Here is a 22,102-nt window from a genome sequence, read left to right on the forward strand (position 1 = left end):
CAATATGGAGGGGTTAGCGCACGATGTCAACATCGCCTGCCACCCATCGGCTCGCCGGCCTGGTGCGGGACGGCCGGCGTTTCTGGACCAGCCCCGCCGGCCGGGCCCTGTGGCAGGCCGAGCGTGCCTGCCTGGGGCCGGCCTGCGAGCGGCTGTGCGGCGCCCATAGCCTCGAGCTGGGCCTGGCCCGCCCGCTGGCCGACATGTGTCCGGTACGTCACCCGCTGTGCTGGGCGCCCAGTCGGGAGCTCGCCGAGCGGGCCTCCACGCTGGTCTGCCCCCCCGATGCACTGCCGCTGCCCGACGACTGCCTGAGCCTGGTGGTGATCCACCACCTGCTCGAGGTGGTGCCGGATCCCCACCACCTGCTCCAGGAGGCGGCGCGGGTGACCGCCGACGACGGCCGCCTGATCCTCTTCGGCTGGATGCCGCTCTCCGCGGGCGGGCTGCCGCGGCTGTGGCCCGCTCGGCGGCGGGCGTTGCCGTGGCGGGGGCAGTGGCGCACCCCGGCACGGCTGCGCGACTGGCTGGCATTTGTGGACTTCGAGACCGAGCGGGTAGACTACTGCGGTTTCCACCTGCCCGGCGGCCTGCCGCGCAACGCCCTGCTCGAGACCCTGGGGCGTCGCCACAACCTGCCGCTGGGCGACAGCTACATGATCCAGGCACGACGCCGGCCGCAGCTCGTGCAACCCCAGGGGACCCGGCTGAGCTTCTCCCGCCCGCTCGGCGGCTCCGCCCTCGGGGCCACCCGGCTGGGACAGCGCTTCGAGGCCGAACAGGAAAGGATGACCGAGGTTGAATGACACAGGCAGCGGCCCCAAGCCGGACGTGACCATCCATACCGACGGCGCTTGCCGCGGCAATCCCGGCCCCGGTGGCTGGGGGGCCGTGCTCGCCAGCGGCGAGCACGAGAAGACCCTCAAGGGCTTCGAGGCCCGGACCACCAACAATCGCATGGAGCTGATGGCCGCCATCATGGCCCTGCGCACCCTCAAGCGCCCCTGCCGGGTGGCGCTATGGACCGACTCCGAGTACCTGCGCCGCGGCATCACCGAGTGGATCCACGGCTGGATGAAACGGGGCTGGAAGACCGCCTCGCGCCAGCCGGTCAAGAATGCCGAACTCTGGCAGGAGCTGCTCGAGGAGACCCACCGCCACGACATCGAGTGGCACTGGGTCAAGGGGCACAGCGGCCACCCCGGCAACGAGCGCGCCGACCAGCTGGCCAACCAGGCCATCGACGAGCACCGCCAGCGGGCCTGACGGAAGAGCCATCAGCGGGCCTGACGGAGAAGAACCATGCGCCAGATCATCCTGGATACCGAGACCACCGGCATCGATCCCCGCGAGGGCCACCGCCTGATCGAGATCGGGGCGGTGGAGATGGTCAACCGTCGCCTCACCGGGCGTACCTACCACCAGTACATCAACCCCGAGCGGGACATCGAGGCCGAGGCCATGGCGGTCCACGGCATCACCAACGAGCGGGTCGCCGAGGAGCCGGTGTTCGCCCGGGTCGCCGACGACTTCTGGGCCTTCATCGCCGGGGCCGAGCTGGTGATCCACAACGCCCCCTTCGACGTGGGCTTCATGGATCACGAGTTCGAGATGCTCAATCGCCGGCGCGGCGAACCGCGGCTGGGCCCGGTGGCCGAGCATTGCCGCATCCTCGACACCCTGCAGCTGGCCCGCGACAAGCATCCCGGGCAGCGCAACAACCTCGATGCACTGTGCAAGCGCTACGAGATCGACAACGGCCACCGGGTGCTGCACGGGGCCCTGCTGGACGCCGAGATCCTCGCCGACGTCTACCTGGCCATGACCGGGGGCCAGACGGCGCTGTCGCTGGACCCTTCCGCGGCGAGCGAGGGCGACGGCCGGCAGCAGTCGGGCCTGGCGATCCGGCGCCTCGATCTCGAGCCCGGTCGGCTCAGGGTGGTGGCGCCGGACGAGCGGGAGCTGGCGGCCCATCGCGACAAGCTGTCCCGCATCCGCGAGGCGGCCGGTGAGTGTGCCTGGGATCGCCTCGACGAGGCGCCGTCCTGATGCTGCGGCGCGAGCTGCCCGTCGAGGCCGAGGCGGGGCGGGTGATCCGCCTCGCCCAGGGGCGCATCGCCCCGGGGCCGGACGGCGACCTGCTGCAGCCGGTCGTGACCTGGACGCCGGCCATGCAGCCGCTGTGCTACTGGGACGACGTGCCGGTGGCGCTCTCCGTGGAGGAGGCGCCGGGGGAAGGCTGGCCGGATGGCCGGGAATGGCTGACGCGCCTGCCCGAGTCGCGTTTCGCGCTGCTCTCCACGGCGCTGCAGGTGGGCGCCTGGTTGCGCAACCACCGCTTCTGCGGGCGCTGTGGCACGCCGGCCGAGCGCCTCGATGCCGAGTTCGCCATGCACTGCCGGGGGTGCGGCCATCGCAACTATCCGCGCATCTCGCCGTGCATCATCACCCTGGTGACCCACGGCGATGCCCTGCTGCTGGCGCGCAGCCCGCGCTTCCCGCCGGGGCGCTACTCGACGCTAGCCGGCTTCATCGAGCCCGGCGAGTCCGCCGAGGAGGCGGTGCGGCGCGAGATCTTCGAGGAGGTGGGCCTGCCGGTGGGGCGCATCCGCTACTATCGCAGCCAGGCCTGGCCCTTCCCCCACTCGCTGATGCTGGGTTTCTTCGCCGAGGCGGCCAGCCGGCGCATCCGCATCGACGGGGAGGAGATCGTCGATGCCGCCTGGTTCTCGCCGCGGCAACTGCCCCAGCTGCCGCCACCCTACTCGATCTCCCGGGCGTTGATCGAGACCCATCTGGGCGAGGTGGCGGCGCGCTGAAGGGGCCGCTCCGGGTCAGCCCGCGGGGAACAGGCTGGTCAGGCGGGTGGCCAGCATGACATCGCCGGTGGCCTTGACCTTGCCGGTCATGAAGGCGGTCATGCCGTTGACCTCGCCGTTCATCAGGCCCTTCAGGGTGGTGGTGCTCATGCTCAGGGTCACGGAGGGCGCGTCGTGCTCGCCCTCCTGGATGTCCAGGTCGCCGTCGCGGATCGCCAGGTAGTGGCTGCCGGCATCGTCGAAATGGAACTGGAAGATCTCATCCATGCCGCTGGCGGCCTGAGGATCGAAGCGGGAGTGCAGTTTGTCGAGGGTCGAGAGGCTCATGAGGGCTCCTGGGGCGTGGATGCGGGAAGACGCGATGCTATTTTAAACGATCGTTTTGATCAAGCGGCATCCGGTACGAGGAGGAGAGTGATGAGCGACTGGCTGGCGGATTTCGGCATGTTCCTGGCCCAACTGCTGAGCCTGGCGGTGATCGTCGGCCTGGTGGTGGCGATCATGGCGCGGCTGCGTGGCGAGGGCGGCGAGCGTTCGCGACTCAGGGTCGAGGAGCTCAACCGCACGCGCGATGAGCGGCGCCGTCGCCTGACCCTGGTGGCCAGCGAGCCGGGGGGACGCAAGCGGTTGCTCAAGGCCTTCCGTCGCGAGGACAAGGCGCGGGCCAGGGCCGGCAAGGGCGATGCCGGGGAGCGTCGCACGAGCGTCTGGGTCATCGATTTCCACGGCGACATCCGCGCCAGCGGTACCGGGCGGCTGGCCGAGGAGGTCTCGGCGGTGATCGACGCCGCCGAAGACGGCGACGAGGTGGTGATCCGCCTGGAGTCCGCCGGCGGCCTGGTGCACGCCTACGGACTGGCCGCGGCGGAGCTCGACCGCCTGCGCGAGGCGGGGCTGTCCACCACGGTGTGCATCGACAAGGTGGCGGCCAGCGGCGGCTACCTGATGGCCTGTGGCGCCGACCGGCTGCGTGCCGCCCCCCTGGCGGTGCTGGGGTCCATCGGCGTGGTGGCCCAGGTGCCCAACATCCATCGGCTGCTCAAGCGCCACGACATCGACGTGGAGGTGCTGACCGCCGGCCGCTACAAGCGCACCCTGACGGTGCTGGGCGAGAACACCGAGGAGGGCCGCGAGAAGTTTCTCGAGGAGCTCGACGCCACCCATGAGCTGTTCAAGCATCATGTGGCCGAGCGCCGGCCCGACCTCGACATCGAGACCCTGGCCACTGGCGAGACCTGGTACGGCCGCGAGGCACTGGAGAAGGGCCTGGTGGACGCCCTGGGCACCAGCGAGGCCTACCTGGTGGAGCGCATGCGTGAGGCGCGGGTGATCCGGGTCAAACTGGAGCCGCGTCGCCGGCTCGGCGAACGGCTGGGCACGGCGGTCGCCACCGGCGTCGAGCGCGCCCTGCTGCGCGGTGCCGCACTGCTGGAGAACAGCGGCTGGCAGCGCCGCTAGGCTCAGCCCCTGGCCAGGCCCAGGCCCACCAGCGTCTCGATGATGGCCCGTGCGCTGTCGCCGTGCAGCGAGTAGTAGATGGTCTGGGAGGAGCGTCGGGTGGTGACCAGGTTCTCGCGGCGCAGGATCGCCAGGTGCTGGGAGAGAGCCGACTGGCTGAGTGCCAGCTGGCGGTTGAGTTCGGTGACCGAGAGCTCCTGACCGTCCAGCAGGCAGAGGATGCGCAGCCGGTTGTCGTTGGCCATGGCCTTGAGGAGGGCGGTGGCCTGGTCGATGGCCGCATCGCCGCCACCGATGAGTCGAGATGCAACGCTGCTGGAGCTGCCCATGTCGATCCCCTGCGCTGGCCGATGATGACAGGCCGTCGCGCGTGGCGGAGCGTCCTGTCCCGGGCCATTCCCTGGTGAGCGTGCCTTTCCTGATTTAACTATTCCTCAAGTATAGTCCACCCGGGGCGTAGCGTGGCGCCGATTCGCCGGTGGCCCTGGTGCTCTCCGTTTCCGTTGTCGACAATTGTCGGGGGTTACGTGCGTCTTTCGTCGTAAATTAGCCTATCGTATGAGGGAGTCGGCGGCATTCTGGATTACAGTGTCAACAATCAATGCCGCCACACGACCGCATCAGGACGACCATGGACTCCTACGACGACGAATTCCGCCGCTCCGTCGAGCACCCCCAGGACTTCTGGGCCGAACAGGCCCGGCGCCTTCCCTGGTTCACCTTCCCCGACACCATTCTCGCCTACGACGAGGCCGGCCATGCCCGCTGGTACCCGGACGGCGAGCTCAACCTCTGCCACGCGGCCCTGGACCACCAGGTGGAGCAGGGCCGCGGCGACCAGCCGGCGATCCACTGGGATTCCCCGGTCACCCACAGCAAGCAGACCCTGAGCTATCGACAGCTGCGCGACCGGGTGGCGAGTTTCGCCGGTGCCCTGCGCGAGCTCGGCGTCGCGAAGGGTGACCGCGTGGTGATCTACATGCCCATGATCCCGGAGGCGCTGGTGGCCATGTACGCCTGCGCGCGCCTGGGCGCGGTGCATTCGGTGGTGTTCGGCGGCTTCGCCCCCCATGAGCTGGCGGTGCGCATCGAGGACGCCGCCCCCAGGGTGGTGGTGGCGGCCTCCTGCGGCGTCGAGGTCGACCGGGTACTGCCCTACCAGCCGATCGTCGACGCCGCCATCGAGCAGAGCGCCCACAAGCCCGACGCCTGCGTGATCTTCCAGCGCGAGCAGCAGCCCGCCGAGCTGGGCCCGCGGGATCACGACTGGGCCGCGCTGGTCGACAGGGCCGAGCCGGCCGAGTGCGTGCCGGTAAAGGCCACCGACCCGCTCTACGTGCTCTATACCTCCGGCACCACCGGCAAGCCCAAGGGCGTGGTGCGCGACACCGGCGGCTACGGCGTGGCGCTGCACTATTCCATGGAGGCCATCTACGATGTGGCCCCGGGCGACGTCTTCTTCTCCGCCTCCGACGTGGGCTGGGTGGTCGGCCACTCCTACATCGTCTATGCGCCGCTGCTGCGCGGTTGCACCAGCGTGGTCTACGAGGGCAAGCCGGTGAGGACCCCGGATGCCGGGGCCTTCTGGCGGCTGATCGAGGAGTACCGGGTCAAGAGCTTCTTCACCGCGCCCACCGCCTTCCGAGCCATCAAGAAGGAGGATCCGGATGGCGAGCGGCTGGCCGAGTACGATATCTCCAGCCTGAAGGCGCTGTTCCTGGCCGGCGAGCGCCTCGACCCACCCACCTTCCACTGGCTGGATGACCTGCTCGAGGTGCCGGTGATCGACCACTGGTGGCAGACCGAGACCGGCTGGCCCATTGCGGCGAACCTCCAGGGCCTGGAGCCAATGCCCACCAAGGCGGGCAGCGCCACCGTGCCGGTGCCGGGCTTCGACGTGCGGATCCTCGATCGCGACGGGGCGCCGGTGGGTCCCCTGGAGCAGGGCAGCGTGGTGATCAAGCAGCCCATGCCGCCCGGCTGCCTGATCGGGGTGTGGGGCGATCCGCAACGCTTCCACGCGGCCTACATGGCGGCCTTCCCGGGCTACTACCTGACCGGCGACGGCGGCTACTTCGACGAGGACGGCTACCTGTTCATCATGGGTCGCACCGACGACGTCATCAATGTGGCCGGCCATCGCCTCTCCACCGGCGAGATGGAGGAGGTCGTCGGCGCCCATCCGGCGGTGGCCGAGTGCGCGGTGATCGGCATCCACGACGCCCTCAAGGGGCAACTGCCGGTGGGCCTGGTGATCCCCAAGGACGGCTTCGACGGTCGCGAGGCGGAGCTCGAGGCGGAGTTGATCGCCCTGGTGCGCGAGAGGATCGGCCCGGTGGCCTGCTTCAAGCAGGTGCTGGTGGTCGACCGCCTGCCCAAGACCCGCTCCGGCAAGATCCTGCGCAAGCTGCTGCGCAACATTGCCGACGGCAAGGAGTACGGCATCCCCTCGACCATCGACGATCCGGCGAGCCTGGAGGAGATCCACGAGGCCATGAAGTCCCGCGACCTGGGCGCGGCCCAGGAGGCGCGGCAGGTCTAGGAGCCTGTCGGACTCGACGACACCCGCATCTCCCGCGACGATCGGTCGAATCCGACAGGCCACCAGGCGGCACTCCTTTGCCGACGTCGCGGCAGGGCGGGGACGAAGGCGAGACTGGCGGGCCATGGCCAGCATGGCCCGCGCCCCGTATAATGCGCCTCCGTCTTCATCCCCGAGGGTTCCCTCACCCCCTCACCAAAAAAAGGCTTCCCGCATGTTCGTACTGTCCGAGGCCCAGTACCGCCGTTGCCTCGTCCTGCTGGTGGGCTTCCACATCCTGGTGATCGCCGCCAGCAACTACCTGGTTCAGCTGCCCTTCACCCTGCTGGGCTACCACACCACCTGGGGCGCCTTCAGTTTCCCCTTCATCTTCCTGGCCACCGACCTGACCGTGCGGCTGTTCGGCAAGGAGCCTGCCAGGGCCATCGTCATGCGGGTGATGCTGCCGGCGCTGGTGATCTCCTATGTCGTCTCCGTGGTCTTCCCGCGCGGCGGCTTCGCCGGTTTCGCGGCGCTCGGCGAGTGGAACCTCTTCGTGGCGCGCATCGCCGTGGCCAGCTTCATGGCCTACGTGCTGGGCCAGCTGCTCGACGTGCACGTCTTCGACCGCCTGCGTCGGCTGCGCGCCTGGTGGGTGGCGCCGGCCATCTCCACCGTGCTGGGAAACCTGGCGGACACCTTCGCCTTCTTCTCCATCGCCTTCCACGCCAGTCCGGACGCCTTCATGGCCGCCCACTGGCTGGAGATCGCCTGGGTCGACTACGTGATCAAGCTCGGCATCAGCCTGCTGTTCTTCCTGCCCCTCTACGGGGTGCTGTTGGCCTGGCTGAGCCGTCGCCTGGTGGCCGTGACCGGCAGCGCCGACCTGCCGCCGGAGGCCGCCCGGGCCCGTTCCTGAATCCTGACCGAGGAGAGTGTCATGCCCATCGAGCTCAATTTCCTGGACAGTGGCGGCGAGGGCGTGCCGCTGGTGGTGATCCACGGCCTGTTCGGCAGCGCCGACAACTGGCGTTCCCACCTCAAGGCCTGGGAGTCCAGGCGCCGCGTGATCGCCTTGGACCTGCGCAACCATGGCCGTTCGCCCCACGTCGAGGGGATGGGGTACGACGCCATGGCCGCCGACGTCCTCGCCGTGCTGGATCGCCTCGATGTGTCCCAGGCCCACCTGCTGGGTCATTCCATGGGCGGCAAGGTGGCGATCAGCCTGGCACGCCTCGTCCCCCAGCGGGTGGCCTCGTTGATCGTGGCGGACATCGCCCCGGTGGCCTACGGTCACGACCACGACAGCGTCTTCGCCGCGCTGCGCCGGGTCGAGGCGGGGCAACCGGCCAATCGCCGCGAGGCCGATGCGCTGCTGGCCGAGCACGTCGCCGAGCGACCGGTCCGGCTCTTCCTGGCCACCAACCTGGTGCGCGGCGAGGCGGGCGGTCTCGTGCTGCGGCTGGGGCTGGACGAGATCCAGGGGGACTATCAATCGATCATGGGCGCACCGGCGGGGCAGGGGGCCTACCCGGGGCCTGCCCTGGTGGTGCGCGGCTCGCGCTCCCCCTATGTGGCCGACGAGCATCTGCCGGCGCTGCGCGATGTGCTGCCCGAGGCCGAGCTGGTCACCCTGGATGCCGGCCACTGGCTGCATGCGGAGCGGCCCGAGGCCTTCCGGGCGGAGGTCGACGCCTTTCTGGACGCCCGCTAGCGAGGCGTGGCCGCCCCCAGGTCCACGGCCAGCTTCTCGACGGGGGTCGCTTCCTCCACCAGGCCCCGCTCATGGAGGAAGGCCTCGAGGCGCACATAGCGGGCGGTATCCAGGGCGGCGGGTTGGGCGCTGAGACGCAGCAGGGTGGCCATCCAGCTGTCGCGGTTGGCGGGCGTGTCCAGGGTGGGCTCGAGCTCGGTGAGGCGCGACCAGGCCTCGTCCGGGTGTTCGAGGATCCAGGCGGTGGTCGCCTGAAGGGCGTCCAGCAACTCGCGGATGGGGTCCCGGAGCCGAGCCAGGCGATCCCGGTTGGCCACCAGGATCAGGCCGTCATGGAGGGGAATGCCGTGCTCCTCCACCCGTAGCAGGCGGGTGGGGACGCCCTGGTCGGCCAGTTGGCGTGGCAGGGTCAGGCGCAGCGGCGTGATCACTGCATCGAGCCGCTGTTCGACCAGGGTGGTGGCCAGGCCGAAGCCGGTATCGCTCAGCAACAGCTCCCGGGGCGCGATGCCGTGGGGCGCGGTCAGCGCCGGCAGCAGCAGGTCGCGGCCGTCCTCCTCGGCATAGCCGATCCTCAGGCCCGCCAGGCCGGCGGGGGAGTCGATGTCCAGGTCCTCGCGCAGCACCAGGCCGGCCATGGGCAGGTCGATCAGGGTGGCGACCCGTACCAGCGATTGGCCGCGATCCACCTGCAGGTGCAACTGCGGCTGGCGCGTCACCGCCAGGTCGATGCGCCCGGCGGCCAGCAGCCGGGTGGGGACCGTGGGATCGGCGGGCGTGCTCAGGGTCACGTCCAGGCCCTCGTGCTCCAGCAGGCCATTGGCCGTGGCCAGGATCAGGGCGGCGTGGTGCGGCCCCGGATACCAGTCGAGCATGATCTCCAGGGTTTCCAGCGGTGGCGGCGCCAGCGGTTCCGGCGGTGCCGAGGTGACACTGGGACCGGGCCGCGTGCCGGCGGCCGGCTCCGGGCCGGGGGTGTCGGCCATCGCGGGCGTTTCCCGGCGCGGCCGGTCGATGTCAGGCGGGGCGGTGAACGTCGGCACCCGGACCTCGGTATTCAGCGGCGGATAACGCACGGGCGCCGGCGGGGCCTCGAGAGCGTCCTCGGCCAGGGCGGCCGCCCCCGGCAGGAACAGCGTCACCAGTAGCAGCAGGCACGGCGCGAGTGGCGTGCGGGGTGGCGATCCGGCGAGGTTGGGCATGCAGGGGCTCCACGGCTAGGGCGTCGGCGCTGGGCCGACGGGCAAGTGTATCCGCCCCCGGGAAGGGCTGGCCAGTCGAGGCGGTTGCGTCGCGATGTCGCCGACCCCATGCGATAATGCCGGCTTGCAGTCGAGAGGATGCCATGGACGCCATCAACACGCTTTTCCTGCTCAGCGGTTTCCTGATCGCCCTGAGCGTGCTGGGTAGCCGCCTGTCCACCCTGGTCGGGGTGCCGCTGTTGCTGATCTTCCTGGCCCTGGGGATGCTGGCCGGGGAGGAGGGCGTGCTGGGGATCCAGTTCGACAACTATCCCCTGGCCTTCATCATCGGCCATTTGGCGCTGGCCTTGATCCTCCTCGACGGCGGCCTGCGCACCCGGCTCAAGACCTTCCGGGTGGGCTTCAAGCCGGCGCTGTCGCTGGCCACCCTGGGCGTGTTCATCACCAGTGGCCTGGTGGGGCTGTTCGCCATGTGGGTCTTCGGCCTGACGCCAGTGCAGGGGCTGCTGGTGGGGGCGATCGTCGGTTCCACCGACGCCGCGGCGGTGTTCTCGATGCTCAGCGGCCGCGGGGTGAACCTCAACGAGCGCGTCGGGGCGACGCTGGAGATCGAGTCCGGCACCAACGATCCCATGGCGATCTTCCTGACCCTGGTGCTGGTGGAGGTGCTGGTCGGCGAGATCGGCGGTCCGCTGGATACCGCCCTGTTCCTGGTCAAGCAGTTCGGGCTGGGCCTGGCGATCGGCCTGGGGGCGGGCTGGCTGAGTGCCAAGCTGCTGCGCTGGGTGGACCTGGCGCCGGGGCTCTACGCCATGCTGACGCTGTCGCTGGGACTGTGCGTCTTCGGCTTGACCAGCACCCTGGGGGGCAGCGGTTTCCTGGCCATCTACCTGGCGGGCCTGATGATCGGCAACCAGCCGGGACGCCACCTCAATTTCATCCTGCCGGTGCACGACGGCCTGGCCTGGCTCAGTCAGATCGGCCTGTTCCTGGTGCTGGGGCTGCTCGTCACCCCCAGCGAGATGCTTCACTACGCGGTGCCGGCGGCCCTGGTGGCGTTGATGCTGATCTTCGTCGCCCGCCCGCTGGCGGTGCTGATCGCCATCAAGCCGTTCTTCAAGTTCCGCTGGCGGGAGACCGGCTTCATCGCCTGGGTGGGGCTGCGTGGGGCGGTGCCCATCGTGCTGGCGATCTTCCCCGTGATCGGCGGCGTCGAGAATGCCTCGCTCTACTTCAACGTGGCCTTCGCGGTGGTGCTGCTGTCGCTGCTCATCCAGGGCGGGACCCTGTCGTGGATGGCTCGCTGGATGCGAGTGGAGGTGCCGGTCACCGTCACCCCCAATCATCGCGGTCCCCTGGGCATCCTGCCGGAGAACGACTACGAACTGTTCGTCTACCGGGTCGACAACGAGGACCTGGAGGACGTGCCGATCCGCCTGCTGCGCTTCCCCTCCGGGGCGCTGATCTCGGCGCTGTTCCGCGAGCACGCCATGCTGCACCCCAAGGGCAGCACCCGCCTGCAACTGGGCGACGTGTTGTGCGTGATCGGCCGCAGCGATGACCTGCCGGCGCTCAATCGGCTGTTCAACGGCGAGGCCAAGCTCAAGCGGGAGCGTGCCTTCTTCGGCACCTTCACCTTCGACGGCGAGGCGCGCATGCAGGACATCGCCGACGCCTACGGCCTGACCCTGAGCCCCGGCGAGCGCGACATGACGCTGGCCGAATTCGTCTCGCTGCGGGTGGGGGGGCATCCGGTGGTCGGCGACGACGTGGACTGGCACGGTATCCACTGGGTGGTCAGCGAGATGGACGGCAACACCGTCACCAAGGTGGGCCTGAGGCTGTATTGAGCGTCGTGGCTAACGTCTTGATCGGCCTTGGCTCTTGACCCCGACGGGAAAGCTGGTAATATCTGCCGCCGTGAGCCGGAGGGATGGCAGAGCGGTTGAATGCACCGGTCTTGAAAACCGGCGAAGGTGAGAGCCTTCCCAGGGTTCGAATCCCTGTCCCTCCGCCACTCGAATACTAGGCCCTGAGGAATCAGTAACATACTGTCCTCGGGGCTTTTTCTTGCTTGGCTGTCCCATTGAAGTGTTACATTGGGAGGCCATGAAGACCGTGAAAGTGACCGGACATCCTCGCCTGTATCGCCGTGGCGCTCGCTATTACCACCGGGCCGCCATCCCTCAGGACATCCAGGCCAGCTACCCCAAGGCTGAAGAGACCTTCTCCCTCAAGACCTCCGACTATCAGGAGGCGCTACGCTGTGTCCGCAAGGCAGCCGTCGAGGTGGATCGGAAGTTCGACCAGCACCGCCGCTGGATGGCAGCCCAAGCCCAGCCCCTCGACGCCCTCACCGATGAACAGATCGAGCACCTTGCGTCCCTCTATCATGCGTCCCTGTTGGATGCCGATGAGGAAATAAGGATGGAAGGCATCTTCGAGGAGGAACCCGGCGAGCCCGGTACGGACTGGGAACGCTGGGACTTCGATGAGTACGCCGAGGAGCTTGAAGATAGCGTAGGCCACACCCGTCACCTCTATGCCCGTGGTCGGGTGGATACCTTCTTCAGGGACGAGGCCGAGGATGTCCTGTCTTGGGATGGGGTAGAGCTTGCCCTGTCGCCAGACTCCCCAAGCTGGCGTCCGCTGGCTCGGGCACTACAAGCCGCCTACATCCGCGCTGGGAAGGACATGCAGTCGCGCAATGAGGGCGAGATTGTCCCGACACCCGCAGTGGACAAGCTGCCATCACAGGCCATCGCCTCAGCGTCTGACGATGGACAAGGCCCGCTGCTCTCTGCCGTGGCCAAGGAGTGGATAGCAGAGAAGTCCCTGAGCTGGGCACAGAAGACCTCCAACGATCACCGAACCACCCTCGACAACTTCATCACGGTCGTGGGAGACAAGCCGCTGGACGCCTACGCGAAGGCCGATGGGCGTGCCTTCAAGTCGGTCCTGATGAAGCTCCCCAGCAACTGGACGAAGCAGAAGCCGCTCCAGGGACTGGCCATCGACAAGGCTGCCGAGCGAGCCGATAAGCTGGGCATTGCGCCGATGTCGGGCAAGAACATGAACAAGCTAATCGGTTACGCCGCTGCCTTCTGGAACTGGGCAGCCAAGCACTATGACGAGTGTCCGCCCAACCCAATGAACGGCTTGAAGGTGGCCATCAAGAAGCGTGCTCGTGATGAGCGCGATCCCTTCACGCTGGAGGAGTTGCGGGCCATCTTCCGAGCCCCAGTCTTCACGGGCTGCAAGTCGCTCCACCACTGGCGTCAACCCGGCACACTGATTCCTCGGGACTCAGGCATGTACTGGGTTCCGCTGATCGCTCTGTTCACCGGGGCCAGGATGGGGGAAGTCTTACAGCTCTATGTCTCAGATGTGAAGCGCGAGCACGGTATCGACTTCATCGACATCAACAGTGACGGCGATGACAAGAGACTGAAGAACCCCAATAGCGAGCGTCTGACGCCCATCCACCCCGAGCTGAGGCGGCTGGGATTCATCGATCACGTCCAGAAGATGCGCCAGCGGGGGAGCCAACGGCTGTTCCCTGACATGCCCATGGGGAATGATGGCTACTACTCGTCCGTCTACTCCAAGCGGTTCAGGGCGCTCCTCGACTCTCTCAAGATCAAACACGATAAGAACGCCTTCCACTCCCTACGCCACAACTTCGAGGATGCCTGTCGGAACTCAGGTATCGACAAGGAAGTCATGGATGCTCTTCAGGGCCATACCGAGTCAGGCATGTCAGGACGGTATGGGAACGGGTACGAGCTGAGAACCTTGAACGATGCCATCTGTCGCCTTGAGCACCGGGGCCTCGTCCTGAACCACCTGTATCCCGATGCACATTAGCAACACGTGTTGAAATACCGACTAGCTGTGAGCTACGTTGAGGGTGAACGCACAGGGCAATGAGGTAGTAGCACAATGGGGATCATCTCTGAATTGAAGCTAGGAAGGACTCTTACGAAACTTACCAGCTTATTCGTCGAGGTTAATCGGTCTTCGAATATCACCCATGAAGAAGTCAGGTCGACAAGAAGTTACCACGATTTAACAGACAAGTTGAAATCCTACAATCCAGACAAAGTCGCACTTGAGCTAACAAACAATATGATGATCACTGTGAAAACTGGAAATCATGAAAGGCTTAAAGCACAAGAAGACCTACTAGATGCCCTATCCCAAGATGGCTTGGCTGTAAAAGGGATATAATGCTGTGGGCTTTTTCACTCGCAAAACAATAAGTCTTAAAGAAACATTAGCCGCCGTGGCAGTTTGGAATACGATAAAAAAACGAGGGTAAAATGACTCAAATATTGAAACTAGCGGCAATCATAGCAAATGTTGCTCTCGTGGGGACAGCTTTACACCTTATCCAACGCTATGGCACCAGCGACCCCCGAGACTTTTGGATATTTATGCTCATGACAGTTTCCCCTGCTCTCAACTTGCTCTATATATTCTTACCAATAGCTCGGTCCAGTGGCAGCGGAGACAACCTAATGGCCTTATATATAAAGAGAAAAACCCTAGAAGAAAAAAACAAGATAAAAAGGATGAAGGGGGACGGAGAGGATTAACCGTCGCAGACATGACCGTTCGCCAGGACGACGTCGGTCGCTACAACCTCAACGACCTCCACAAGGCAGCCGGTGGACGGAAAGCCGATCAGCCCGCCGACTTCTTCAAGCGGGATGAGGCCAAGGCACTCGTCTCCGAGTTGGCTAAATCTGCGAAAGCGCAGAATTACCCGGTCAATGCCAAGCGTGGTCGCTATGGCGGAACCTTCGTCGTCAAGGAACTGGTCTACGTATACGCCCTGTGCGGCTCTCTAAGGGCTTCCATTCTCCACCTGGGCAACCCTACTGCTTCACCCTGTAGCGTGGCGCCAGAAAGCACACTGTGAGCTTCAGCGAACGCCTCAGAGAAGCTCTAACGCTCTCTCCCTTACTCCCACCATCAGTTGTCCGTCAAGCCCCTGCCGAGCCTCAGCGAGGTCTAGCAAGCCTCTGATAGCCCAGCCCTATCACTCCTCAATCTACCGATAGGCCACATACTATGGTGCACCTCAGGGAGGAGGAGTGCTTCAAGCCCCTCCAAGTAATTTTCCCTCACTTCAGGGAGAGCTACTGCCTTCCTCAAGATCGAGCCGCTTCCCACCTCCCAGAGAGTTCACAGGTGGTAATGACCCTGACCTATGGGAGAGAGCCTTCGGCGGTATCAGGTAATTAGTATGCACCTCAGGGAGGAATGGGACTCCTCCACCAGGCGATTACCCTGCACCCAAGGGGGGGCCTCGCCATTTCGGGTAAATACCAGACACCCAAGGAAGAGGCCATCCCCTGATCGGGTAGAGGCATTTGTGCCCACCTCGGGGGGAGAAGTGTTTCCTCCGTCCTCTCACCACAGCATAGCGAGGACAAGCCTCGTACCATCCATCCAACCTCTCATCAGTAGAGCCGCTCACTAGCCAAGCACAGGACTGGGCCTTTCGTACGCCCGGTTGGATAGTTCTGTGCCTACGGGCTTGTGGTGGGCTCGGCTGGTGCGTGGTTCTACTCATGAGGAAAGTACGATATGAGCAACACCACCATTAATCTGGCATCCGCCTTGATGGGCTCCGGCAAGACACGGTCCATGGTCAAGGGCATTGACGACGAAGCGCTGTATCTTGTGGCAGCACCGAAGCGAGACCTATGCCGGGACATCTTCTCGGCATTCAAGTCGCTCCGGCCTGATGTTGAGGTCGAGATCATCAACGCTGACTCGGTAAGTCCAGACGGGACTGTCCTGAGCGAAGCCGTCGAGACCATCGAGACGGCCAACGAAGAGTATGAGTTCTCCGAGAGTTTCAGTACGAAAGGCAGTGCTGGACGAGTGCTGATCCTGACACAGACCACCTTGGCCAACCTGCCGCCGCATCTCCTTGAGAACTGGACGGTGATCCTTGACGAGGTGCCGGACATCCAGAGTAACCTCTACAAGAACATCTACAGCGACCAGTTCGACAGGATGTTCGATGAGACCGTGAAGATGGACACCAAGACAGGCGAGCTGTCTCTTGAAGATGGCATGGAGTTCAAGGCTGCCGAGCGTTTACACAAGGCACGGTCTGCTGAGTTGCACCATGAGGCGTTGGTCTACGATGGATTACTCCACCCAACGTCCGAAGTCACGGCTGAACCTCGGACAGGCGACAAGTACATCTTGAAGTCGACTGGGTATGTGGACTATGCGCCGATCTTCAAGGCGGCCAAGGAAGTCCATGTAATGGGCAATGCGATCAGGAAGACCCTCTTCTACCTATACCTTGAAGCGCAAGGCTTCTCCTTCGATGTGTCCGAGTTCACCCCGGAGTTCCGAGGCTACAAGGTTCCTCCCAAGATGGTCCCGCTGATCTCCGGGGACAGGTTCTCCAAGCGGATGATGTTGACCCGACCAGATGGGACGGAATCGGATGCTTTCGACTCAAGCACGGTCGGTTGGAAGCTGCTGAAGGATGGTCTGGATTACCACGCGGGGGAACCTCTGCTGGTCCACATCTATGACTGGATGAAGCCATTCTTCAACGAGCACACCTATCCGAACGTCGTTGTGATCAAGCTGGACAGCCGGGGACTGAATCGGTATCGGGACTATCATCGAACTACACACCTGATCCATGGGAACGCTGCTCCGGTGAACTCCCAAATGAACCAGCGAATGCTAGAGATGATGGGAGTGGATCGCAAGGCAGGACTCAAGGCCATCCGACATGAACGTCTGATTGAGACGATCTCACAGGCGATGTTGAGGACTGGCATGAGGGACGTCCAAGGTCAGACCCACCAGACAGTCACGGTGGTCCCAACCATGGGGCTGATCGATGACATCCGAGAGAACCTTGAGATAGATGTGGAGGTTGACACCAGTCTCCTGAGAGAGCCTCCGAAGTCTATCGAGAAGACTTCTCACAGTCCCGCCAAGGAGGCCCGGAGGGAGTCCAAGCGATCTGCCAAACAGGAGAAGAAGGAGAAGGCCCTGGAGCTTCTATCCCGAGGATGGACCGTTACGGCTGCAGCTCAGGAAATCGGGAAGAGCCGAAAGACAGTCCAACGGTGGGCCACAGCTTGTGGTAGATAGAGTGGGACATTTTTGCCCTTAAAGAGATAATACTGTGGGCGGTTTTGTCCCGCCTTCTACCTTCGGTTAGATTCATCTGTAGATAGTAATCAACCGTGGTGGAAACCACGATACAGCACCATCAGTAAGACGGGCCTTCAGGATGACTGTCAGACGAGCCGTTGATGTCCATGGATGGACTGACAGTTGGTCCTGAAGTTGAACCCGATAACTCGCTTCGCTCGGGCTGACATCACTACTTCCTTGGCTTCGCCGTAGACGCTACCGAGAACTTCCGGTCACTCTCATCGATGAACTTCCCGTTCATCTTCCAGCACGCCCAACGAATCCGATAGACCTGCTACAGGCTATCCAGAAGGCTCGTCCCTTGAGCCATCCTTTTCGATCATCACCAGCACATTCTCGAAGGCAGTCGGTCAGATTGGCGGTTTCGTCCGTCTGCTGGTCCGTCTGTCTGAAGGGAACCGACTGTCTCCGACAATGAGGACGAATCACTATGCCTACACCGAACCCGACGATTCCCCTGACCCACACGCCCACCGATGCTGCTGATAGTCTACGCGAGAGTTCCCGTCTAGGAACGAGCCATGAGACTCCCTCGCTGGATCATCCAGTAGAGTCACCCATCGTCCACATCTGGACAGACGGGGCCTGTAGCAGCAACGGACAGAGTAATCCTCAGGGAGGCTGGGGGGCTGTCCTGTTGAGCCCATCGGCTGGGAAACGCCTGAAGATCGCCGGTAAGCTCCAGGGTAAGCCGGTGACCAACAATCGAGCCGAGTTGACCGCTGTCATTGAAGCTCTGTCCGCACTGAAGAAGGCTTCATCTGTGGACCTGACCACCGACAGTGAATATGTCATGAACGGCGCCACGAAGTGGCTCAACGGATGGAAGCGCAAGGGCTGGAAGACGGCCAGCAAGAAGCCCGTCAAGAATGCCGACCTTTGGCAGCAACTCAATGGGCTACTGGCGGTCCATTCCATCCGCTTTTACTGGGTGAGAGGCCACAGCGGTCACCCGGAGAATGAACTGGCGGATGCCCTGGCAGTAGCTGGTGCTGAAGGCCAGTCAGTGAGGGAGTACGACCAAGCGCCTTGAGGGACAGAGGCTGCCAGAAAGAGCACCACCATGGCGCGTACAGGAGACACGCCAGGATGTGGTCTACCTGTGTTCCCCTGACTTCCGTGTGACCATCCATGAGGAGGAATGGGACTTGACCACCCCCCGGCTATTTTGTGGCACAAATCTGAGCCGGTATTGATGTATATAGAGCAGCGCGTTTACCCCACGGTGCCCCTGGAGCTAGACGCATGGCTGGCCAAGAGATCGACTTTTGGATGGTCACGGGGGGATGAACGACACGGACGTACACCCATCCCCCAAGACTGAGCATCAAGGGTTACAGTACCGGGTCATACTTGGCGTCCGCCCACCGATCCATGAACAGGCCACACTGATTCCAAGCCAGTAGTCCGACCATCGGCACCCGCAGGAAGACATCGCCAGCGACCAGCCGGACGACCAGTCCCATGATGGTCAGTTCCATGCCACGGCGTGTGAACTCGATCCGCATTGTTTCGACTCCTTGCTGTCTGGTAGTAGTCCTTCGGCACCCTCTTCTGAGCGCCAGCAATAGACACGCTACAGGCCATACCGATAACGCGTAAAGCATTGATTATAAAGTATTTAACCCCTTGTTTTATGTGATTCGGCACGGGATAGCTGGAATCGCCTGTGCCTCCTCGCATCTGGTGGAAACCAATGCACCAGGGGATGAGTCGGACCGATGAGTAATCGGTACAGATGGCGTACTTTATGAAGCGCCCGGCCCCTTCTGCCTGTCTGGTAGGTAATAACCTCGTCTCAACAATCATCCGTCTGATGATCCTAGTGACTGGCCGACTGGGCTGGTATCAACAATTCAGGGTTGACTACTGATACCACCTCTCCTATCCTGATGCCACGTTAAACGATACCAGCGTTAAGAGGGAAACCAGCATGAGCCGCACCTTCGCCTATTGCCGAGTGAGCACCGTCGAGCAGTCCACCGACAACCAAGTGACTGCCATAGAGACAGCCATCGGCCATCCTGTAGAGCCGCACAGGATCGTCTCTGAAACCATCAGTGGGTCAGTTCAGGCAATGGAGAGGCCAGCCTTCAAGGCCATGGTGGAGCACAAGCTAGAGCCTGGAGACACCTTGGTCGTCTTGAAGTTGGACCGGCTGGGCAGGGATAACATCGACGTACAGCAGACCATCACGAAACTCTCCGAAGCTGGCGTCAAGGTGGTCTCTTTGGACCTACCAGCACAGGACTTGGCTAGCAGTGAGGGTAAGCTGTTGCTACAGATGTTCGCTGCGTTCGCCGAGTTCGAGCGGAACAGGATTAGGGAAAGGACACAGGAAGGATTGGAGAGAGCCAAGAGACAAGGTAAGAAGCTCGGTCGGCCTGTCGCCAAGGACACCACTGAGAAGGTCCAACGGCTCAAGGCTCAGGGACTCAGCCAGTCACAGGCGGCGGCTCAGACTGGTCTTGGGATTGCCACCATTAAGAGGCATTGGAATAAACTCTAATATGTGAAAGTTCGATAGCTTTTATTATGGCATATGTTCACGATGGGGTGACTTTTTTCGTCTGCCGCTGAATAAGACTTTGAGACACTGTATGTTTTCTACATTAGCAGCATTTAAACTCTATCAAAATAGCTGATATGCACTTCTTCTGCAAGCAGGAAAAATCTTTATCTAAATTATCACGCCACAAAGAACTTCCACCATTTCGGCATCCAAGTGGAACATCATTTGGTTGCCCAACCTTGCTGTATTTGTCATAATAGACAAATTATTTCATGCTCTCAACGGACTGGATTGGACTAACTGATGACAAACAATGTCACGGAAATCACAAGTCATTCTCTGCTTTTTCTAACCTCCAACACGGCAAGCAATGAAGGCTTTATTTCTGGAGATGCAGTTGCAGGGCTAGCTGGGGCCGTAATTGGAGCGCTCTTAGCAACAATCATTCCATATAAGCTAGAGAAAATAAAAGAAAGAAAAGATCAGAACCAAGCAAAAAGCTTCTTGTATGACGAGATACTAGGAATACAGAATTTAGCTCAAGATACAATGAAGGACTGTCATCAAAACGCCAAACTCAATAGCGTAAAGAAAACGACCCCTTTTCGCGTTGGGGAAAGACAACCTATCCTACCCAAATTACTCGATACTCGATATATTGAAGACAAGAACCTTGTATTAAAGTCAGGTGTGCCTAGAAAATTCAGGCGTGACCTCGGACACTTAATAGAAGGAGCTTATTTATATAATGGGAAAATCAATTTTTTCCGCAATGAACAATCAGTTAGTCTACACGAACAAAGGCCTAGATTTAACACCACAAACAACTTCGAAATTTATATGAGCGCTATTAATACATACTATTTATGTAGCATATTGCTCGGAGAAATTGACGATCATAACGAAGAACCCGATACAGATATGGGGTTGCTAAAAGAATTGAAAAAAGCTAAAGATTATGCTGAAAACAAGGTTGGAGTTAAGATAGATGATCCTCTAAAAGATGCACGGTAGTAGTTAACATTACAAGCTTTGATGACTAGTCGCACTTTGCGACCGCTAGTGGCTGCATGAACTTCCACTAACCTTTCGGATGGTAGCCGCAACGGGCACATGACGCCTCCCTTCCAGTTACGCAATTTGAGGGGTGTTTTCGTCAAAACCGATAAGCACCTTGTACCTACACTTAGTCACTCTGAGAACATCCCTGAAGCTGCTCTTTACCGAAGAGGCTGTGAAGAGGAGTATGGAAGCCACCATCATCGGTGCCTAATATCTGATTGAAAACCACACGAGCCAGGACAGACTGAGGTAGATTAAAATTTCTTCGGAATGGTGAAACCTCCCACTCATTTGCTCTCGCACGCTCCATGTAACCATCAATACTGCGAGGAATAGTATTGGCAGCTTGCTGCTTGGGTACTCTGTTCCGTACTAAGTAGTCACTGGCATTACGGGCTGCTTGCCATATCATTCGATAAACTTGTGCGAGAGAGTATTCTTCAAGAGCCTTGCGCAATACATGATGTGTCATTTCACCAAATCGTTGAGGGAGGCCGCGCTCTTTCAGTACATATTCAAGAAATGCGACAGCTTCTTGTTCCACAACCTCCCAAGCAATCTCTTGAATGTCATCAATGTTGTCTTTCAGGAACTGATCACTGCTGAGGTGTTTGTCCAAGACGGCGTATAATGCGGGACCGTCTATGCCTTGCTCGCCCAGCTCTGCATTATCTTGGTTGAAAAATGTAGTGATTAGCCAGGCACATCGTTCTAAGTATAGGCGAAACTCAACGTCATCGTTAACAAAGTATGCCCCCTCCGGAGAGTTGGGGTCGACTGAGATAAGATCGTTATGCAATAACTGCCTAACAACCTCAAAGGTCATTTCAGTTGTAGGGGCTAATAGATCCAGTCTGTTATTACCTAACGGCAGAATGCGAGACAAGCTCTCATCACCAGAGTGCTTGAGGAAAGCAAGGAGATAAACCTGATGTCGAACATCAGCTTCCCAGCATATTACCCTCTGCGCCAGAGAGTGAGACTTCGACTTCTCAGCATTATATCGCTCAAAGTCACGCTGTACTTGAACCTCTTCCTCTAAACAATCTTCACAAGTCCAATCCTCATGCCGAGGCACCAACCGGTAAAAGGGCTGAGTAGCATCTGTCCGCTTAGTTAGAAGATAACACTCATCGCAGCTACTGCAGGTAATATCTGTACGATAAGCAGAAGCATTTTCTTTGACGACCTTGGTGACTTGATGTGACTTAATGCCGAACTCACTAGCCAGCTCGGCCACTGAGTATACGAACGTACCCTCATCTGTGAGTTCCCAATACCGACGCGCCAGCTCTCCAATTCGCTCATCATCAGTATTGATTGTGACATCAATGTACATAAGAAACCTCAGTCGTCCCCACACTGCCAGTTCCAGCAAGAGTATCATAAAGGGGCTAGTTTCGTGCGATGACAGGCCGCCAGTTCGGGATATGGCTTGATTCTGTTACAGGAAGGCGCTACATTGGAGACAGATCATCACAGCCAAGCTACTGATTTATAAAGGGTTTACGAGTGGTTGAGCGCGATCCCTGTCCCTCCGCCACTCACCTCATTATAAGAGTCCCGCAGGCCTGGCCTGCGGGACTCTTATAATGAGGTGAGTGCCTG

20 protein-coding genes and 1 tRNA gene are annotated in these 22,102 nt (G+C 61.6%); 16 read left to right on the plus strand and 5 right to left on the minus strand.

Features of this window, described 5'->3' with window-relative positions; genetic code table 11:
• The first annotated feature begins 23 nt into the window (after nt 1-23).
• The 4 genes from QWY80_RS04750 to nudC are packed head-to-tail and all read left to right on the plus strand — an operon-like array spanning nt 24 to nt 2,819.
• Nucleotides 24-806, plus strand: coding sequence for a class I SAM-dependent methyltransferase (locus QWY80_RS04750; RefSeq protein ID WP_290229557.1), 783 nt, complete (start codon nt 24-26; stop codon nt 804-806).
• Nucleotides 799-1,266, plus strand: coding sequence for a ribonuclease HI (rnhA, locus tag QWY80_RS04755; protein WP_290229558.1), 468 nt, complete (start codon nt 799-801; stop codon nt 1,264-1,266). Before QWY80_RS04750 ends, rnhA (QWY80_RS04755) begins: the two co-directional genes overlap by 8 nt.
• Before the next feature lie 36 nt (nt 1,267-1,302).
• Entirely contained in the window at nt 1,303-2,049 is a 747-nt protein-coding gene (gene dnaQ, locus QWY80_RS04760) for a DNA polymerase III subunit epsilon (protein WP_290229559.1), read from the plus strand.
• Complete coding sequence (gene nudC, locus QWY80_RS04765) at nt 2,049-2,819, plus strand: NAD(+) diphosphatase (protein WP_290229560.1); 771 nt, start codon at nt 2,049-2,051, stop codon at nt 2,817-2,819. The genes dnaQ and nudC overlap by 1 nt, the downstream gene beginning before the upstream one ends.
• A 15-nt stretch (nt 2,820-2,834) precedes the next feature.
• Here nudC and QWY80_RS04770 read toward each other — a convergent pair whose 3' ends face one another.
• Nucleotides 2,835-3,146: an SCP2 sterol-binding domain-containing protein gene (locus QWY80_RS04770; RefSeq protein ID WP_290229561.1), complete on the minus strand. Its 312-nt coding sequence runs from the start codon at nt 3,144-3,146 to the stop codon at nt 2,835-2,837.
• A 90-nt stretch (nt 3,147-3,236) separates the two neighbouring features.
• Here QWY80_RS04770 and sohB point away from each other — a divergent pair, with 90 nt between their 5' ends.
• A complete protein-coding gene (sohB, locus tag QWY80_RS04775; RefSeq protein WP_290229562.1) occupies nt 3,237-4,277 on the plus strand; it encodes a protease SohB in 1,041 nt (346 codons plus the stop codon).
• A gap of 2 nt (nt 4,278-4,279) precedes the next feature.
• Here the strand turns inward: sohB and QWY80_RS04780 are convergent, their stop codons facing one another.
• On the minus strand, nt 4,280-4,606 hold the full coding sequence (locus QWY80_RS04780) for an ArsR/SmtB family transcription factor (RefSeq protein ID WP_290229563.1): 327 nt from the start codon (nt 4,604-4,606) through the stop codon (nt 4,280-4,282).
• Nucleotides 4,607-4,878: 272 nt separating this feature from the next.
• On the opposite strand from QWY80_RS04780, the gene QWY80_RS04785 reads away from it, so the two are divergent.
• From QWY80_RS04785 to QWY80_RS04795, 3 genes are all read left to right on the plus strand, one after another.
• Nucleotides 4,879-6,819 (plus strand): propionyl-CoA synthetase, encoded by a 1,941-nt coding sequence (locus QWY80_RS04785; protein WP_290229564.1) that lies wholly within the window; start codon nt 4,879-4,881, stop codon nt 6,817-6,819.
• A 214-nt stretch (nt 6,820-7,033) separates the two neighbouring features.
• Complete coding sequence (locus tag QWY80_RS04790) at nt 7,034-7,717, plus strand: 7-cyano-7-deazaguanine/7-aminomethyl-7-deazaguanine transporter (RefSeq protein WP_290229565.1); 684 nt, start codon at nt 7,034-7,036, stop codon at nt 7,715-7,717.
• Nucleotides 7,718-7,738: 21 nt separating this feature from the next.
• Nucleotides 7,739-8,512 (plus strand): alpha/beta fold hydrolase, encoded by a 774-nt coding sequence (locus tag QWY80_RS04795; RefSeq protein ID WP_290229566.1) that lies wholly within the window; start codon nt 7,739-7,741, stop codon nt 8,510-8,512.
• On the opposite strand, the gene QWY80_RS04800 is transcribed toward QWY80_RS04795, so the two are convergent.
• A complete protein-coding gene (locus QWY80_RS04800) occupies nt 8,509-9,714 on the minus strand; it encodes an ABC transporter substrate-binding protein (RefSeq protein WP_290229567.1) in 1,206 nt (401 codons plus the stop codon). The two genes, QWY80_RS04795 and QWY80_RS04800, sit on opposite strands and share 4 nt — an antisense overlap.
• Nucleotides 9,715-9,857: 143 nt before the next feature.
• Here QWY80_RS04800 and QWY80_RS04805 point away from each other — a divergent pair, with 143 nt between their 5' ends.
• The 6 genes from QWY80_RS04805 (at nt 9,858) to rnhA (QWY80_RS04830) (ending at nt 17,953) form a co-directional block, all read left to right on the plus strand.
• Nucleotides 9,858-11,564, plus strand: a complete 1,707-nt coding sequence (locus QWY80_RS04805; protein ID WP_290229568.1) for a potassium/proton antiporter — start codon at nt 9,858-9,860, stop codon at nt 11,562-11,564.
• A gap of 77 nt (nt 11,565-11,641) precedes the next feature.
• Nucleotides 11,642-11,731, plus strand: a tRNA-Ser gene (locus QWY80_RS04810).
• Between the two features lie 92 nt (nt 11,732-11,823).
• The gene (locus tag QWY80_RS04815; protein ID WP_290229569.1) at nt 11,824-13,581 is read left to right on the plus strand and encodes a site-specific integrase; all 1,758 of its coding nucleotides are present in this window, start codon (nt 11,824-11,826) and stop codon (nt 13,579-13,581) included.
• 742 nt (nt 13,582-14,323) lie between these two features.
• Nucleotides 14,324-14,638, plus strand: coding sequence for a KilA-N domain-containing protein (locus QWY80_RS04820; RefSeq protein WP_290229570.1), 315 nt, complete (start codon nt 14,324-14,326; stop codon nt 14,636-14,638).
• A gap of 671 nt (nt 14,639-15,309) precedes the next feature.
• Nucleotides 15,310-16,854: a helix-turn-helix domain-containing protein gene (locus QWY80_RS04825; RefSeq protein WP_290229571.1), complete on the plus strand. Its 1,545-nt coding sequence runs from the start codon at nt 15,310-15,312 to the stop codon at nt 16,852-16,854.
• A gap of 496 nt (nt 16,855-17,350) precedes the next feature.
• Entirely contained in the window at nt 17,351-17,953 is a 603-nt protein-coding gene (gene rnhA / locus QWY80_RS04830; RefSeq protein WP_435389272.1) for a ribonuclease HI, read from the plus strand.
• Between the two features lie 301 nt (nt 17,954-18,254).
• Here rnhA (QWY80_RS04830) and QWY80_RS04835 read toward each other — a convergent pair whose 3' ends face one another.
• On the minus strand, nt 18,255-18,428 hold the full coding sequence (locus tag QWY80_RS04835; protein WP_290229572.1) for a hypothetical protein: 174 nt from the start codon (nt 18,426-18,428) through the stop codon (nt 18,255-18,257).
• A 425-nt stretch (nt 18,429-18,853) separates the two neighbouring features.
• Between QWY80_RS04835 and QWY80_RS04840 the strand changes: the two genes are divergently transcribed.
• Both QWY80_RS04840 and QWY80_RS04845 read left to right on the plus strand, forming a co-directional pair.
• Nucleotides 18,854-19,429: a recombinase family protein gene (locus tag QWY80_RS04840; RefSeq protein WP_290229573.1), complete on the plus strand. Its 576-nt coding sequence runs from the start codon at nt 18,854-18,856 to the stop codon at nt 19,427-19,429.
• Between the two features lie 306 nt (nt 19,430-19,735).
• A complete protein-coding gene (locus QWY80_RS04845; protein ID WP_290229574.1) occupies nt 19,736-20,446 on the plus strand; it encodes a hypothetical protein in 711 nt (236 codons plus the stop codon).
• Nucleotides 20,447-20,618: 172 nt separating this feature from the next.
• Here the strand turns inward: QWY80_RS04845 and QWY80_RS04850 are convergent, their stop codons facing one another.
• Nucleotides 20,619-21,833 (minus strand): hypothetical protein, encoded by a 1,215-nt coding sequence (locus QWY80_RS04850; RefSeq protein ID WP_290229575.1) that lies wholly within the window; start codon nt 21,831-21,833, stop codon nt 20,619-20,621.
• Nucleotides 21,834-22,102 lie beyond the last annotated feature (269 nt).

Source organism: Halomonas ramblicola, from assembly GCF_030409215.1.
Lineage (GTDB): Bacteria > Pseudomonadota > Gammaproteobacteria > Pseudomonadales > Halomonadaceae > Halomonas > Halomonas ramblicola.

Coding starts and splice junctions, on each gene's coding strand:
- QWY80_RS04820 (WP_290229570.1), top strand. CDS start 14,324: ATGACCGTTCGCCAGGACGACGTCGGTCGCTACAACCTCAACGACCTC.
- QWY80_RS04805 (WP_290229568.1), top strand. CDS start 9,858: ATGGACGCCATCAACACGCTTTTCCTGCTCAGCGGTTTCCTGATCGCC.
- QWY80_RS04780 (WP_290229563.1), bottom strand. CDS start 4,606: ATGGGCAGCTCCAGCAGCGTTGCATCTCGACTCATCGGTGGCGGCGAT.
- QWY80_RS04825 (WP_290229571.1), top strand. CDS start 15,310: ATGAGCAACACCACCATTAATCTGGCATCCGCCTTGATGGGCTCCGGC.
- QWY80_RS04750 (WP_290229557.1), top strand. CDS start 24: ATGTCAACATCGCCTGCCACCCATCGGCTCGCCGGCCTGGTGCGGGAC.
- sohB (WP_290229562.1), top strand. CDS start 3,237: ATGAGCGACTGGCTGGCGGATTTCGGCATGTTCCTGGCCCAACTGCTG.
- QWY80_RS04815 (WP_290229569.1), top strand. CDS start 11,824: ATGAAGACCGTGAAAGTGACCGGACATCCTCGCCTGTATCGCCGTGGC.
- dnaQ (WP_290229559.1), top strand. CDS start 1,303: ATGCGCCAGATCATCCTGGATACCGAGACCACCGGCATCGATCCCCGC.
- QWY80_RS04790 (WP_290229565.1), top strand. CDS start 7,034: ATGTTCGTACTGTCCGAGGCCCAGTACCGCCGTTGCCTCGTCCTGCTG.
- QWY80_RS04850 (WP_290229575.1), bottom strand. CDS start 21,833: ATGTACATTGATGTCACAATCAATACTGATGATGAGCGAATTGGAGAG.
- QWY80_RS04835 (WP_290229572.1), bottom strand. CDS start 18,428: ATGCGGATCGAGTTCACACGCCGTGGCATGGAACTGACCATCATGGGA.
- QWY80_RS04800 (WP_290229567.1), bottom strand. CDS start 9,714: ATGCCCAACCTCGCCGGATCGCCACCCCGCACGCCACTCGCGCCGTGC.
- QWY80_RS04785 (WP_290229564.1), top strand. CDS start 4,879: ATGCCGCCACACGACCGCATCAGGACGACCATGGACTCCTACGACGAC.
- QWY80_RS04770 (WP_290229561.1), bottom strand. CDS start 3,146: ATGAGCCTCTCGACCCTCGACAAACTGCACTCCCGCTTCGATCCTCAG.
- nudC (WP_290229560.1), top strand. CDS start 2,049: ATGCTGCGGCGCGAGCTGCCCGTCGAGGCCGAGGCGGGGCGGGTGATC.
- QWY80_RS04845 (WP_290229574.1), top strand. CDS start 19,736: ATGACAAACAATGTCACGGAAATCACAAGTCATTCTCTGCTTTTTCTA.
- rnhA (WP_435389272.1), top strand. CDS start 17,351: ATGCCTACACCGAACCCGACGATTCCCCTGACCCACACGCCCACCGAT.
- QWY80_RS04795 (WP_290229566.1), top strand. CDS start 7,739: ATGCCCATCGAGCTCAATTTCCTGGACAGTGGCGGCGAGGGCGTGCCG.
- QWY80_RS04840 (WP_290229573.1), top strand. CDS start 18,854: ATGAGCCGCACCTTCGCCTATTGCCGAGTGAGCACCGTCGAGCAGTCC.